At 65.4% G+C, this 14,618-nt stretch carries 11 protein-coding genes; 7 read left to right on the top strand and 4 right to left on the bottom strand.

All coding sequences use genetic code 11. From position 1 onward, the window contains the following. Positions 1-9: 9 nt before the first annotated feature. From MUB52_RS05765 to ntrX, 3 genes are all read left to right on the top strand, one after another. The gene (locus MUB52_RS05765) at positions 10-1,374 is read left to right on the top strand and encodes a sigma-54 dependent transcriptional regulator (protein WP_263843250.1); all 1,365 of its coding nucleotides are present in this window, start codon (positions 10-12) and stop codon (positions 1,372-1,374) included. Between the two features lie 101 nt (positions 1,375-1,475). Then, positions 1,476-3,722 (top strand): sensor histidine kinase NtrY-like, encoded by a 2,247-nt coding sequence (locus MUB52_RS05760; RefSeq protein WP_263843249.1) that lies wholly within the window; start codon positions 1,476-1,478, stop codon positions 3,720-3,722. Between the two features lie 3 nt (positions 3,723-3,725). Beyond that, positions 3,726-5,141, top strand: coding sequence for a nitrogen assimilation response regulator NtrX (gene ntrX, locus MUB52_RS05755; RefSeq protein ID WP_263843248.1), 1,416 nt, complete (start codon positions 3,726-3,728; stop codon positions 5,139-5,141). A gap of 1 nt (position 5,142) precedes the next feature. On the opposite strand, the gene MUB52_RS05750 is transcribed toward ntrX, so the two are convergent. Both MUB52_RS05750 and MUB52_RS05745 read right to left on the bottom strand, forming a co-directional pair. Continuing rightward, positions 5,143-6,162 (bottom strand): ester cyclase, encoded by a 1,020-nt coding sequence (locus tag MUB52_RS05750; RefSeq protein WP_263843247.1) that lies wholly within the window; start codon positions 6,160-6,162, stop codon positions 5,143-5,145. 163 nt (positions 6,163-6,325) lie between these two features. Next, positions 6,326-6,808, bottom strand: coding sequence for a hypothetical protein (locus tag MUB52_RS05745; RefSeq protein ID WP_263843246.1), 483 nt, complete (start codon positions 6,806-6,808; stop codon positions 6,326-6,328). Positions 6,809-6,912: 104 nt separating this feature from the next. Here MUB52_RS05745 and trkA point away from each other — a divergent pair, with 104 nt between their 5' ends. The 4 genes from trkA (at position 6,913) to hflX (ending at position 11,512) form a co-directional block, all read left to right on the top strand. After that, positions 6,913-8,289 (top strand): Trk system potassium transporter TrkA, encoded by a 1,377-nt coding sequence (gene trkA, locus MUB52_RS05740; protein ID WP_263843245.1) that lies wholly within the window; start codon positions 6,913-6,915, stop codon positions 8,287-8,289. A gap of 3 nt (positions 8,290-8,292) precedes the next feature. Continuing rightward, positions 8,293-9,846 carry a TrkH family potassium uptake protein gene (locus MUB52_RS05735; protein WP_263843244.1) on the top strand — a complete coding sequence of 518 codons (1,554 nt, stop codon included), beginning with the start codon at positions 8,293-8,295 and terminating at the stop codon, positions 9,844-9,846. Positions 9,847-9,977: 131 nt separating this feature from the next. Then, complete coding sequence (gene hfq, locus MUB52_RS05730; RefSeq protein ID WP_007119530.1) at positions 9,978-10,217, top strand: RNA chaperone Hfq; 240 nt, start codon at positions 9,978-9,980, stop codon at positions 10,215-10,217. Then, on the top strand, positions 10,214-11,512 hold the full coding sequence (hflX, locus tag MUB52_RS05725) for a GTPase HflX (RefSeq protein WP_263843243.1): 1,299 nt from the start codon (positions 10,214-10,216) through the stop codon (positions 11,510-11,512). The genes hfq and hflX overlap by 4 nt, the downstream gene beginning before the upstream one ends. A 29-nt stretch (positions 11,513-11,541) precedes the next feature. On the opposite strand, the gene MUB52_RS05720 is transcribed toward hflX, so the two are convergent. Both MUB52_RS05720 and MUB52_RS05715 read right to left on the bottom strand, forming a co-directional pair. After that, entirely contained in the window at positions 11,542-12,105 is a 564-nt protein-coding gene (locus tag MUB52_RS05720; protein WP_263843242.1) for a pseudouridine synthase, read from the bottom strand. 4 nt (positions 12,106-12,109) lie between these two features. Continuing rightward, on the bottom strand, positions 12,110-14,575 hold the full coding sequence (locus MUB52_RS05715; protein ID WP_263843241.1) for a penicillin acylase family protein: 2,466 nt from the start codon (positions 14,573-14,575) through the stop codon (positions 12,110-12,112). Positions 14,576-14,618: the final 43 nt, after the last annotated feature.

Here is a 14,618-nt window from a genome sequence, read left to right as displayed (position 1 = left end):
AGCTGACAGATGGATGGCACAATACTCGTTGCCGATGACGACAGAACGATCCGCACGGTTTTGACCCAGGCGCTGACCCGCGCCGGGTGCAAGGTCCACGCCACCTCGAGCCTGACCACGCTGATGCGCTGGGTGGCGGAAGGAAAGGGCGATGTGGTGATCTCCGACGTGATGATGCCGGACGGCAACGGGCTCGAGATGCTGCCCAAGATCGCCGAGGATCGGCCCGGCCTGCCGGTGATCGTGATCTCGGCGCAGAACACGATCATGACCGCGATCAAGGCCGCCGAGGCCGAGGCCTATGACTACCTTCCGAAACCCTTCGACCTGCCGGACCTGATGAAACGGACGGCCCGGGCGCTGGAGACCCGCCCGCAGAACCGCCGGGTGGCCGATGACGCCGAGGCGCGGCCCGACGACCTGCCTCTGGTCGGGCGCACGGCCGTCATGCAGGCGCTCTACCGCGTCGTGGCGCGGGTCATGAACACCGACCTCCCGGTGCTGATCTGGGGCGAGTCGGGCACGGGCAAATCCCTGATCGCGCGGGCGATTCACGATTTTTCCGACCGCCGGAATCTGCCGTTTGTCACCGCCTCCTCTGAAGATCTGCAGGATCTGGAAGGGCCTGCCCGTCTGCTCGCGCGGGTGAAAGGCGGCACGCTGCTGGTCGAGGAGGTTTCCGATCTGCCGGCGGAGCTGCAAGCCCGCCTCGTGCATATGATGGATACGCCCGGCGAATATGCGCCGCGGTTCCTCGCGACCAGCCAGACCGACCTCAACGCCGATATGGAAGCGGGTCAGATGCGCAAGGATCTCTACTATCGGCTGAGCGGGGCGACCTTGAGCGTGCCGGCCCTGCGTGAGCGGGTGGATGACATTCCGATCCTCGCGGCGCACTTCCTGGCCAAGGCAGAAGCCGCCGGCGCCGCGCCGCGGCAGCTCTCGCGCGAGGCCAGCGACATTTTCCGCAACTATTCCTGGCCCGGCAACGTCCGGCAGCTTGAAAACGCCATCCGCCGTCTGGGCCTGACCAGCCGCGCCGCCGAGATCACTGCAAGCGAGGTCGAGCAGGTGCTGGGCGCCCAGCCCGATCTGGAGCCGATGCGGGCAGCGGGCAATACCGAGAAGCTCGGCGCCTCGGTCGAGCGGCATCTGCGCCGCTACTTCGACCTGCACGGGAACATGCTGCCGCCCGCCGGGCTCTATGCCCGGATCCTGCGCGAGGTCGAGGCGCCGCTTATCGAGATTTCACTGGAGGCCACCGGCGGCAACCAGGCGAAATGCGCGGATTTGCTCGGGATCAACCGCAATACGCTCAGAAAGAAGATCACCGACCTCGATATAGAGGTGACACGCCGCCGCAAATTGATGTAAAACCGCCACACAACGCGTGGCCATTGGGGGACACTCCGATCAGGACCACAAGATAAGGCGGTACGGCGCTCCATGCGCCACATCATGAGTGAGGGCATCGGGTGAACCCCCGTGTAGAAAGGTCACTAGGGCTTCGGCTCGGGCGGTTGCTCCGCATCCGGCGGGTGCGCAACTTTGCAACCTTGGGCCTGGTGGCGCTCGGCCCGGTACTGGCGCTTTCGACCTATCTCGTCCTCGGCCCGCTGGCACAGGCGGGCACGACCCTCGGCCTGCGCCTCATCCTCATGGCCGATCTGGTCTATATCCTGGTGGTTGCGGCGCTGGTCCTGGCGCAGGTCGGGCGGCTGATCGCCGCACGGCGGGCCAAGTCGGCCGGCTCGCGTCTGCACCTCAGGCTCACCGGCGTTTTTGCCTTGCTGGCGCTGATTCCCACCGTAACGGTCGCGGTCTTTGCCGGCCTGACGGTGAACGTGGGCCTGGAAGGCTGGTTTTCTGATCGGGTGCGGCAGGTGGTCGGCAGTTCGCTCGCCGCGGCCGAGGCCTACGAGGCGGAACAGCGGCTCGATCTGGCGGAGGATGCCATCGCCCTTGCACGTAGTCTCGACGAGGCGCGCCGGTCCGGCGCGACTGTCTCCGACAGTGAACTGCTGGGCGAGCGCCAGCGGCAGATCCAGCGCGGTTTGCGCGAAGCCTACCTGATCGACGGCACCCGCGAGATCCGCGCGCGCGGCGACCGCTCCTACCTCTTCGACTTCGAGCCGCCCTCCGAGGCCGAGATGCGCCAAGCCGACGAGATGGACGTCGTGGTCATCGAGGACTGGGACAACAATGAGTTTCGTGCACTCGTGCGGCTCTCGGCCTTCGTCGACCGGTTCCTCTACATCAGCCGGGACGTCGACGGCGAAATCCTTTCGCTGCTCGACGAAACCAAGGAGACGGTGCGGCTCTATCAACAGTTGGAGAGCGAGCGCGGGCGCCTGCTCTTCGACTTCGTTCTGCTCTACCTCGCCTTCGCGCTGATCCTGATCCTGGCCGCGATCTGGTTGGGGCTGTGGTTTGCCGAACGGCTGTCCGGTCCGGTCGGCCGTCTCACAGGCGCGGCGCAACAGGTCGGGGCAGGCGACCTCGACGTGCAGGTGCGCGAGGAAGAGGGCGATGACGAAATCGCGATGCTGGGCCGCTATTTCAACCAGATGACCCGCCAGCTGAAAGCCCAGCGGGAGACACTCGTCGAAAACACCGAACAGATCGAACGGCGCCGGCGCCTGTTCGATTCGGTGCTGAGCTCGGTCACCTCGGGGGTCGTCGGGCTCGACCCGCGCGGACGGGTGACCTTCGTGAACCCCGCGGCAGAGCGTCTGCTAGACTGGCAGGGCGGGCAGGAATTCCTCGCGCTGGAGGTCGTCATCCCCGAGTTCGGCCCGCTGTTCCAGACCATCGTGAAATCCCGCAACGAGGTGGCCCAGGGGGAGGTGAAGGTCTCGCGTCAGCGGCGGCAGGAAAATCTGCTTGTCCGCATGGCCACGCGGCGGTCGCAGGATGGCACGCTGGAAGGCTACGTGGTCGCCTTCGATGACGTCACCGATCTGGTCAGCGCGCAGCGGATGGCGGCCTGGGGCGACGTGGCCCGCCGCATCGCGCATGAGATCAAGAACCCGCTCACGCCGATCCAGCTCTCGGCCGAGCGGATCAAGCGGAAATTCTCGCCGCGGGTGGGCGAGGACAGTGAGGCGCTCGACCAGATGACAGATGTGATCGTCCGCCAGACGAGTGATCTGCGGCGGATCGTGGATGAGTTCTCCAAGTTTGCACGCATGCCCGAGCCCGAGCGCAAGCCGATCGACCTGAGTGTGCTGGTGCGCGATGCGGTCTTACTGCAGCAAACCGGCCAGCCCGATGTCACCATCGACATTGCCGTGCCCGAGGCGCCGATCACAGCGGATCTTGACGCAACCATGATCAGCCAGGCGCTGACAAACTTGATCAAGAACGCAGGAGAAGCCATTGAAACACTGTCGAAAAATGGGGTGCCTGAGGGCCACGCTCCGCGCATCGAGGTCACCTTGACGACCGATGAGGGCGAAGCTGTCATCACCGTAGCCGACAATGGTATTGGCTTTCCCGAAGACCGTGCGCGCCTGTTTGAACCCTATGTGACGACCCGCAGCGAAGGCACCGGCCTCGGCTTGCCGATCGTGAAGAAGATCATCGAAGAGCACGGCGGCAGCCTGTCTTTGGAAGATGCCCCCCGTTTCAACGGCCAGACCCATTTCGGCGCCATGGCAGTGATCAAACTGCCCATCATGGCTGGCACCGCGACCCCATCTCCCCACCAGGAAGGACTTTGACCCATGAGCGATATTCTCATTGTCGATGACGAACGCGACATCCGCGAGTTGATCTCGGATATCCTGCAGGACGAAGGCTTTGCCACGCGGCTGGCCGGCAACTCGGATGACGCAATGGCGGCCATAAATGCCGAGGCGCCCGCCTTGATCGTTCTGGATATCTGGCTGAAGGACAGCCGTATGGACGGGATCGACATTCTGAAAGCCGTCAAACGCGACAATCCGGATGTGCCGGTGGTGATCATCTCGGGCCACGGCAATATCGAGATCGCCGTCGCTGCGATCAAGCAGGGGGCCTATGACTTCATCGAGAAGCCGTTCAACATCGACCAGCTGCTGGTGGTGATCCGGCGCGCCATGGAGACCTCGCGCCTGCGCCGCGAGAACCAGAGCCTGCGGCGCCGGGACGTGACGAAATCGGAGATGATCGGCAGCTCGGCGGCCTTCCGCGCCCTGGTGGGGCAGCTCGACAAGGTCACCAAGTCGAACGGGCGCGTGATGCTGACGGGGCCTGCCGGCTGCGGCAAGGAAGTGGCCGCGCGCTACATCCATGCCAACTCGAACCGCGCCTCGGCCCCTTTCGTGACCGTCAATTGCGCCGGTGTGGCGCCCGAGCGCATGGAGGAGGTGCTCTTTGGCCGCGAGACGCCCGAGCGCGGGGTCGAGCCCGGCCTGCTCGAAGAAGCGCATGGCGGCGTGATCTACTTCGACGAGGTGGCCGATATGCCCGTCGGCACCCAGTCGAAGATCCTGCGGGTGCTGGTGGACCAGCAGTTCCAGCGGGTGGGTGGCAACGACAAGGTGCGCGTGGATCTGCGGGTGATTTCCTCGACCAACCGCGATCTGCAGCAGGCGATCCTCGCAGGCACCTTCCGCGAGGAGCTCTATCACCGGCTCAATGTGGTGCCGATTGCGGTGCCCTCGCTGGAAGAGCGGCGCGAGGACATTCCGGCGCTGGCCGAGCATTTCATCGCCGAGATGAATGCAAGCCAGGGCCTGCCGCTGCGCAGCCTGAGCGGCGATGCCGAGGCGCTGATGCAGACGATGGTCTGGCCGGGCAACGTGCGCCAGCTGAAGAATCTGATCGAGCGGGTGCTGATCCTCGGCGACGAAACGGGGCCGATCGAAGCCCGCGAGTTGCCCGGCCCGGAGGACAGCAGCGGCGACGAAAACCGCGTCGTTCTGTCCGGCGCGCTGGCGACGCTGGCGCTGCGCGAGGCGCGCGAAGCCTTCGAGCGCGAGTATCTGCTAACCCAGATCAACCGCTTCGGAGGAAACATCTCGCGCACCGCGACCTTCGTCGGCATGGAGCGCTCGGCGCTGCACCGCAAGCTGAAGTCGCTTGGGGTCGTGACCTCGGCCAAGTCCGGGGCGCGCGTGGCCCATGTGGATGAGGTCGAAACCGACGCGGCCGAGTGAGCTAGCGCGCGATCTCGGCCAGCACGTCGACGCCCTGCATCTTGAGAAAATGCAGCATGTCGATGAAGACCCAGTTCTCGGCCAGCTTGTCGCCGGACCGGCGGTAGATATCGACCACGCGCATGTCCGCGCGTGCCGCGTTTTCGGGCACGCCCATAAAGCCGCCGGTGTTCGTGAGGGTGAGGTTCGGCCACCCGAAGAACCCGCCATAGCACCCCTCGGCCATGCGGCAGAGATGGCCGTTGAAGGCGCGCCCGGAGAGCCCACGCCGAAACGGCCCCTGGTGCTGCTCGATGTAACGCGCGATGGTGTAGCTCGCCCCGATCCCGGCCGGGCCCCACCAGATCATGTCGTCGTCCCAGTCCTGCGCCAATTCCTGCGCGGGCGGCAGCGGGTTGGCGCTGGCATTCGCGTGCGTGATCGACCCGATCATGTGGTTGATGCGCGCCAGTGTCCGCGCGCTCTCGGCCGGGTCTTGCGGGTCGTGCAGCAGGCCGTCGTGCGTCATCGGCCCGGGCTGGACCAGATGCTGCCCGGTCTGCTCGGCCCGCAGCGGGTTCACCCCGGCTTGCAGCATCAGATGCAGAAGGTCCACAAAGAGCGCGCTCTCGGTGATCTTGCCGTCTTCAACCCTGTTGAACTCCGCATAGCGCAGAAAACCCATCTTGCGGGTCGGCGGGATCGTCAGGAATGCCGCGTCGAAGAGCCCCATGAGGTGCCCCATGGAACAGGTCCAGCTGCCCTGAAACCCGTCGATCTCGTTGAGCCCCGCAAAGAAGATATCCTCTCGGCGCTGGACCCGGTGGAACGCACGCAAGAGAGGCGTCCAGAAGGCGCGTGCAATCGCCTCCGGGCCGGTCTGTTCGTGAAAGGGGTGCATGCCGTACCAGCGGCAGGCGGGCGCCATCCGCTGCGCCAGGATCTGCGCGACCGTCTCCGGCCCCGCGTCGGCCAGCGCCGCATACTGCGCCTGCACCACCCGTTTGACGGCTTGCAGATCGGCGCGGGGGAGATGTGACATGTCCATGGCGCCAAGCTGTAGAAAGCGCAGCGGCGGACTTCCAGCCCAAATGCGACGCGGCTGGAGCCTTTCGCCTTTGACCCGAGACAGGATACATCACCGGTTGCGTTGATTTCATGGAACTCAGGCAGCGAAAGGTGGTTCAGGTCTCAGGCGGAGTACTTCAGCCGCCTTGGGTCACAATTTGCCAGGTGCCGTCCTGGTAGCGGATGGCGCAGCTGCGCGGGTTCAGGCGCGGCAAGACCTGGGTGCTGGCCTTGGGCGCTGCCCGGAAGACGCTATTGGGGCAATTCGGCAGCGTCACCGGCCGGTACCCCTGATCGGCCATGCACTGGCCTTCGGCCTTCCTGCGCAGGTCCGCGTTCACATCGACGGTATAGATGCGCCCCTCCTCGAAGTAGCCGCCCCGGGTGTAACAGCGCCCGTCCGAGTTGCAGTAGCGCCGCGCCGGGATGTAGACGGGCGGCTCCTGCCGGATCTGGTTGGAGACGGGCACATCCTCGAGCGCCGAGATCTGGCAGGACAACAGATCGGACTGCATGCGCGACACCGGCGCCCCATCGCGGTGATAGATCGACAGCGGCGCACAGGACGCGAGCAGCGCAAGCAGAACAGAGAGACCGACCAGAGAACGCAGACCCAACATGCCGCCATCCTGACGCCAATTGCGGCGAAGGACAATTGAATTGACCGCTCTGGGGCCATCTGCCATTCAGAAGGTCGCGAAATGGCTCGAAGGACCTCAGAGGCATGAAAGTGATTATCTGTGGCGCGGGACAGGTCGGCTGGCAAATCGCCCGCCATCTGTCGGGCGAGCGCAACGATGTCACGGTCGTCGACAACAACCCCGATCTTGTGCGCCGCGCCACCGATACGCTGGACGTGCAGGGGATCGCCGGTTTCGCAAGCTATCCGGACGTGCTGGAGCGGGCAGGCGCCCGGGACGCCGAGATGGTGATCGCCGCCACCTATTCAGACGAGGTGAACATGGTCACCTGCCAGGTGGCCCATTCGGTCTTTGGCATCAACCGCAAGATCGCCCGGCTGCGCAGCCAGTCTTACCTCAATGCCATCTATTCCGATCTCTACCGGCGCGACCACATGCCGATCGACGTGGTGATCAGCCCGGAGAAGGAGGTGGCCACTGCGGCCCTGCAACGGCTCTCGGCGCCCGCCGCCTTCGATACCGAGATTTTCATGAACGGGCAGGCGCATCTGATGGGCATCACCATCGAAGAGGAATGCCCGGTCGTGAACACGCCGCTGCGTCAGCTGACCGACCTCTTCTCGACCCTGCGCGCCACGGTTGTGGGGGTGCGGCGCGAGGGCACGCTCTTTGCGCCCGAGGCCAAGGATCAGCTCTTTGTGGGGGACGACTGCTACGTCTTCACACATGTGGACGACATCCCGCGCACGCTGGAGATCTTCGGCAAGAAAGTGGCCAAGCAGGAGCGTGTCGTGCTGGTTGGCGGCGGCAATGTCGGTCTCGCTGTGGCTCAGACGCTGGAGGCGCGCGCCAAGCGTGTCCGCGCCAAGGTGATCGAGAAGAATCGCATCTGCGCCGAGAAGGCGGCGGAGGCACTGGAACGGACCATCGTGCTCAATGGCGATGGGCTTGACGCGGGCCTTCTGGCCGAGGCCGGGATCAGCCGCGCCGACGCCATGCTGGCGATCACCGATGACGACAAGACCAACTTGCTGGCCTGTGTCCGCGCCAAGGCGGAAGGGTGCCCCTATACCATCGCCTTGATCAACGACCCGACGCTGGTGCCGCTGATGAGCCCGCTGGGCATCGACGCCTACATCAACCCGCGCGCCACCACCGTGAGCTCGATCCTGCGGCATATCCGGCACGGGCGGGTCCGGGCGGTCTATTCGATCGGCGATGCCGAGGCCGAGGTGATCGAGGCCGAGGTGATGTCGACCTCGCCGCTCGCGGGCAAGCGCATCAACGAGATCGACTTCCCCGAAGGCGTTCTTGTTGGGGCCGTGCGCAAGGGCGACAAGGTGATCCGGCCGCTGGGGACGACGCGGATCGACGAAGGCGATGTCGTGGCCATGTTCGCGCTTGCCGAAGATGTGCCGGAGGTGGAGCGGCTGATGCAGGTCTCCATCGACTTCTTCTGACGCATGGCACGCGCCCACGAGATCGCCAAGCCGCGCAGCGCCTGGGAACAGCTGCTGGATCTGCCGCTGTTTCTGCTGATCTTCGGCCTCGCCTCGGTGGCGATGCTGGTGCCGGCCCTGCACGGGGGCGTGGTGCGCAACATCGACACCGCGCGGATGTTCTTCTACAGCGGCATTCTGGGGCTCACGCTCTTTGCGATGATCGCCATCGCGATGGCCGGGCGGCGGCCGAAGCACGGCGCGCTCGGCACCCTGCTGTCGCTGTTCTCGACCTTCGTCTTCTTGCCCGCCTTTCTCGCCGTACCGTTCTTCGAGGGCCTGGGCACCACGACCTTCATGAATGCCTATATGGAGATGGTCAGCGCGGTCACAACCACCGGCGCAACCCTCTTCGTCGATCCGGAGCGGCTGGACACCACCTTGCACCTCTGGCGCGCTCAGGTCGGGTGGATGGGAGGGGCCGTCATGTGGATCGCGGCCTCGGCCATCCTTGCGCCGCTCAATCTGGGCGGCTTCGAGGTCACCGCCCAGGCCGAGCCGGGCCAGCGGGAGGCGCTCTCCAGCCTCATCGGCCGGGCCGATCCGCGCACCCGGCTTTTGCGGGTATCCTCGGCGCTCATGCCGATCTACATCGGCCTGACGCTGCTGCTGTGGGTGCTGCTGATGATCAGCGGCGATGCGTCGCTCGTGGCGCTCTGCCATGCCATGGCCGTGATGTCGACATCCGGCATCTCGCCCGTCGGCGGCATGGAGTTCAGCGGATCCGGCATCACCGGCGAAGCGCTTGCGCTGCTCTTCATGTTCTTTGCCCTGTCGCGCCTGACCTTTTCCTCCGACACGATCACGGCCACGCAAGGCGGGTTGCGCACCGACCCCGAGTTCCGGCTCGGCCTGGTGCTGATCATTGGCGTGCCGCTCATCCTCTTTGCGCGGCACTGGCTCGGCGCTTTCGATGTGGCGGCGGAGGATGATCTCGGGCAGGCCGCGCGGGCGTTCTGGGGCTCGATCTTCACGGTCATGTCGTTTCTGACGACCACCGGGTTCGCAAGCGAGTACTGGGTGCAGACCCGGGCCTGGTCCGGGCTTGAGACGCCGGGCCTGATCCTCATGGGGCTCGCGCTGATCGGCGGCGGCGTGGCGACCACGGCAGGCGGCGTCAAGCTGCTGCGGGTTTTTGCGCTTTACCTCAACGGGTTGCGCGAGATGGAGCGGCTGGTGCATCCCTCCTCGGTCAGCGGGGCGGGCACGGATGCCCGGCGGTTGCAGCGAAACGGCGCCTTCATTGCCTGGATCTTCTTCATGCTCTTTGCGCTGACCCTGGCCGTGCTGACGATGCTTCTGGCCCTGCTGGGCGTCTCCTTCGAGAATGCGCTCGTGCTCAGCATCGCGGGGCTTTCGACGACCGGTCCGCTGATCACCATGGCCGCAGACACGCCGATCATGCTGACCGAACTGGGCAGCGCCGCCAAGGCCGTTTTTTGCGCAGCCATGGTGCTTGGCCGTCTTGAAACCCTTGCCATTATCGCGCTTTTGACACCCGATTTGTGGCGCAGCTGAACGGTCTCAATTATTAGGTCCGTAACGGACTGTTTTTTGGGGTGGAATCTCCTGAACGGTCACTTCATAATTACCCGACGAGGGGCGGGCTCGATCTGCGGGCTCCGGCAAGAAAAAAGGCGAGTGCTAAAATGGCGTCGGACAGACAGAACCTTCAGGACGCGTTCCTGAATCATGTTCGCAAGACAAAAGTTCCTGTGACAATCTTCCTGATCAACGGTGTCAAGCTGCAAGGTGTCATCACCTGGTTCGACAATTTTTGCGTGCTTTTGCGCCGGGATGGCCAGTCCCAGCTCGTTTACAAGCACGCGATTTCGACGATCATGCCGAGCCAGCCGATCAGCCTCTATGAGGGCGAAGACGCTTCTTGAGCAAGCCGCCGTTCCAAGTCGACAACAGCGAAGCGAGCCGGGTGACTCGCGCCTGGGTTCTTCACCCCGATATCAAATCCGATCCGGATCGCCGTCCGGCCGAGCATGGGTTGGCCGAAGCGGTGGCCCTTGCGCGGGCGCTGCCCGAGCTTGAGGTGCTGGGTGGCGAAATCGTGCCACTCAAGACGGTGCGCGCCGGCATGCTCTTCGGCACCGGCAAGATTGATGAAATTCATGATGCTCTGGAAGAGCGTGAGATCGAGCTTGTGCTCGTCGATGGCCCGGTCAGCCCGGTACAGCAGCGCAATCTGGAAAAGGCCTGGGGCGTGAAGCTGCTGGACCGCACCGGGCTGATTCTCGAGATCTTCAGCGACCGCGCCGCCACCCGCGAAGGCGTGTTGCAGGTGGAGATGGCAGCCCTCAGCTATCAGCGCACGCGACTGGTCCGCGCCTGGACCCACCTCGAACGCCAGCGGGGCGGTCTGGGCTTCGTCGGTGGTCCGGGGGAGACCCAGATCGAGGCGGACCGGCGCGCCATCGACGAACAGCTCGTGCGGCTCCGGCGCCAGCTCGACAAGGTGGTCAAGACCCGGGCGCTGCACCGTGCGGCGCGCGCCAAGGTGCCATACCCCATCGTGGCGCTGGTGGGTTACACCAACGCCGGCAAATCCACGCTGTTCAATCGCCTCACGGGCGCAGATGTGATGGCGAAGGACATGCTCTTTGCCACGCTCGATCCGACGATGCGGCGGGTGCAACTGCCGGATGGGCCGGAGGTGATCCTGTCCGACACCGTGGGCTTCATCTCCGAGCTGCCGACCGAGCTGGTGGCGGCCTTCCGCGCAACCCTCGAAGAGGTGCTGGCGGCGGATGTCATCTGCCACGTGCGCGATATCTCGCACCCCGAGACCGAAGCGCAGGCCCAAGACGTGCGCGAGATCATGGCCTCGCTCGGCGTGCGCGAAGACCGGCCGAGCTTCGAAGTCTGGAACAAACTTGACCTGCTTGAGCCGGAAGCGCGCGACGCCATGCAGGCGCGGGCCGATCGCGACGAGCGTGTCTTTGCCATCTCGGCGCTGACCGGGGCGGGCACCGAAGCGCTGCTGGCCGCGATCACGGCGGAGCTGCAGGGCGTGAAGCACGAACACCACCTGCATCTCGACTTCGCCGAGGGCCGCAAGCGCGCCTGGCTCTTCGATCACGAGCTTGTCGAAGCCGAGCGGCAGACCGACAGCGGGTTTGACCTCACGGTTCGCTGGACTGCCCAGCAAGAGGCCCAGTTCGAACGGTTGTGAGCGTGGATTGATCGGCAGGTGCGGTGGGCCTATGGGCCACCGTCCGTCGCATACCGCCAAGCACCCGGGGCCAGCCGGTTTAGCGCCCACGGCCCCACCTGCACCCGGATCAGCCGCAGACAGGGCAGCCCGACATGCGCCGTCATGCGGCGAACCTGCCGGTTGCGCCCCTCGCGAATGGTGACACGCAGCCAGGCGTCGGGGACCGTCTTGCGAAACCGGACCGGGGGATCGCGCGGCCAGAGCGGGTCGGGCGCATCAATAGCCGTCACCTCGGCGGGCCGCGTCGGGCCGTCCTTCAGCGTGACGCCTCGGCGCAGCCGGTCCAGCGCGGTGGCATCCGGCACGCCCTCCACCTGCACCAGATAGGTCTTGGCCATCTTGTGCCTGGGGTTGGCGATCCGCGCCTGCACGCGGCCATCGTCGGTCAGCACCAGCAGCCCCTCGCTGTCCTTGTCGAGCCGCCCGGCCGGGTAGACGCCGGGCACCTCGATGAACTGCGAGAGCGTCGGGCGCGGCGATCCTGCGGTGCCCTTGTCGGTGAACTGCGACAGCACCCCGAAGGGCTTATGAAACAACAGGACGCGCGCCATCGGGTCAGGGGCGGGGGCGCAGGATCGTCACCCCCACAGCCGCAGCCCGCGCGAGCCCTTCATCGAGCGACATCGGGATGTACTCGCCGCGCCGCCACAACTGCGCCAAGTCGTCGTAGTGCCGCGACAGGAAGTGCCCCGACTGACCCGTCGAGGTCACGAAGACCGAACTGTCGGGATCCGCGAAATCATAGACACCACGATAGGCCGCCCCATGCGTGTTGTGGAAGGGGTCGGGTCCGCGGCCCTTCGTCAATCCGCGTTGCAGCGTGTTGTCACCACCGTTGGTGGATTGACGGATATTCACGAAGAACCGCAGGATCGGCACTTGACCCAGCACCGCATGATCGTGGGTGGCCTGATGCGCATCGCCCCAGCGCAGGGTCTCCAGCGCCGGCCCCCAGGTCTCCTCGATCCAGACCAGCGCATCATCGAGCGCCAGCCGCGCCATGTCGGCGCAGGTCTCCACCGGCGCCGACTGCACCACATCGCACCACACGGCGGCCCCGTCGATGTCGCGGAACGCCCGCTCGATGAAGAGCGGCTCCACATGGGTCATCTCGCTCGCCAGCGGGCCAAGCTCGTCGCGGATCATCCTCTCCTGCAGGCTGCGCAGCCAGGCGGCATAGATCAGCGGCTCGGGCATGTGCTCGTTCATCTCGCCCGACCAGCCGGCCAGCAGCGTGAGCGCGCGCTGGCGCTGGCGCAGCGGCGTGCCATCGGGGGCGGCCTCGCCGGTGAACCACAGCTCGGCACCAATGAGCGGCAAGAGCGAGCGCGCGGTGAAGCTGACCGTGTCGAGCTGTGCTTCGATGAAACTGTCGCGCGTGTGCACCTCGCGCGCCTGCATCAGGCCCTGCCAGCGCTGAACCCGCTGCGTATCGCCCCAATCGAAGGAGACATGGTTGGGGAACGGCCGATCGACCGTCTTGTTGTTGGTGTTGCCGAGGATGCCGCCGTTGGGCGCTACGAACTCGGGGTTCGAGGCGTAGGGCAGGCGGCCCTGCCAGCGGTTCGCCTCGATCCAGCCCGGGCTCGGCAGGCGGCCCTGGCTCTGATGCCGTGCATCGCGCCGGGGCATCGCGCCGATCATCTTCATCGCAATCTCTTCGCGGTCGACCAGCATGAGGTTCATCGCAGGCGCCAGATAGCCTTCCCCCGCCGCGATCGCCTCGCGGACCGATTTGGCCCGCATCAGCCGCAGTGCAGCACCCATCGAGGTGTCGTTGCGGCTGAGCACGGTCCAGGCCAGCGAGGCCACATGGCCCGGCGGCGTGATGGTGCCGAGATTGTAATGCGTGCCGGGCAGGACGGGTCCGTTTTCGGTCCAGCGCAGGGTGATCGTGATCGGGGCCGCGTCCTTGATGTTGATGATCGAGCCGCGGGTCTCGAAGGGCTTGAAGCCGTCGGGTGTGCGATACTCTTCCGGATTGTCCGGGTTCAACTCTTCGATATAGGCGTCCTGGTCGTCCATATAGGCATAGGTCAGGCCCCATCCGAGGTTTTCGCTGCGCCCGCTCAGCACCAGCGGCATGCCGGGGATCGTGCCACCGATCACGCCGCCCGACTGCAGCTCCAGCCGCGCCAGATACCAGATCGCCGGCGCCGTGAACTCCAGATGCGGATCGTTCGCGAGCAAGGTGCCACCTGAGGCCGAGCGCGAGGGCGCCGCGGCCCAGGCGTTGGACGCGCCTGCAAACATGCGCCGCTTGAAGGGCGAGAGCGGGTGCTGAGGCGGCATTGTGTTCTCGGCAAAGCGGGTCACACCCTGCACCAGCTCGGCATATTCCGGCAGCGCGGCAATGCCGCTGCCGGGCGCGTCGGGCAGAATGTCCGAGAGCCGCTGCGCATCGGAGAGCGCCAGCGACATGCGTGCGCGCAACACCTCCTCGTCCAGATGCCCGGCCAGTTGCAGCCCCATCAGCTTGATGATGGCGAGCGAATCCGCGGGTCGCCAGGCCGAGACCGGCGCATTGAAGAGGAACATCTCGGGCGCGCCCCGGCCCAGGGCGCTGTCATTGATCTCGTCCAGCCGCGCGTTCACGCCTGTTGCGTAGGCGCGCAGGATGAGCATCGTCTGCTCGTCCTGCGCCTCGACCGACGCGACTGCACGGGTGTAGATGTCCAGCCGGCGGATCAGCTTGTCGATGTCGACAGTCGCCGTGCCGAAAACCTCCGACAGCCGGCCCTGTGCGGTCCGGCGCAGCATCGTCATCTGCCACAGCCTGTCCTGCGCATGGGCATACCCCAGCGCATAGAAGACATCCTGGTCGGTTTGCCCGAAGATATGCGGGACATTGGCATTGTCGCGCACGATCTCGACCTCAGCGGTCAGATACGGCAGCTCGAGCGTCTTGTCATAATCGGGCAGAGAGCGCGAGGCGAGGTAATAGACCATGCACACACACAACACGACGAGCGCCACCGCCGCGGTCGTGATCCGCATCAACCATTTGAAGACCAACGCCATACCTGCCTCTCGCTTGTGCCGCGCTGCTTTGTTGACCCTTGCG

Origin of the sequence: Roseobacter sinensis (assembly GCF_025755255.1) — a bacterium.
GTDB classification, from domain to species: Bacteria; Pseudomonadota; Alphaproteobacteria; order Rhodobacterales; family Rhodobacteraceae; genus Roseobacter; species Roseobacter sinensis.
This window is presented reverse-complemented; position numbering and strand designations above follow the sequence as displayed.

Coding starts and splice junctions, on each gene's coding strand:
- MUB52_RS05735 (WP_263843244.1), top strand. CDS start 8,293: ATGGCACGCGCCCACGAGATCGCCAAGCCGCGCAGCGCCTGGGAACAG.
- MUB52_RS05720 (WP_263843242.1), bottom strand. CDS start 12,105: ATGGCGCGCGTCCTGTTGTTTCATAAGCCCTTCGGGGTGCTGTCGCAG.
- hfq (WP_007119530.1), top strand. CDS start 9,978: ATGGCGTCGGACAGACAGAACCTTCAGGACGCGTTCCTGAATCATGTT.
- MUB52_RS05745 (WP_263843246.1), bottom strand. CDS start 6,808: ATGTTGGGTCTGCGTTCTCTGGTCGGTCTCTCTGTTCTGCTTGCGCTG.
- MUB52_RS05750 (WP_263843247.1), bottom strand. CDS start 6,162: ATGTCACATCTCCCCCGCGCCGATCTGCAAGCCGTCAAACGGGTGGTG.
- MUB52_RS05765 (WP_263843250.1), top strand. CDS start 10: ATGGATGGCACAATACTCGTTGCCGATGACGACAGAACGATCCGCACG.
- MUB52_RS05715 (WP_263843241.1), bottom strand. CDS start 14,575: ATGGCGTTGGTCTTCAAATGGTTGATGCGGATCACGACCGCGGCGGTG.
- ntrX (WP_263843248.1), top strand. CDS start 3,726: ATGAGCGATATTCTCATTGTCGATGACGAACGCGACATCCGCGAGTTG.
- trkA (WP_263843245.1), top strand. CDS start 6,913: ATGAAAGTGATTATCTGTGGCGCGGGACAGGTCGGCTGGCAAATCGCC.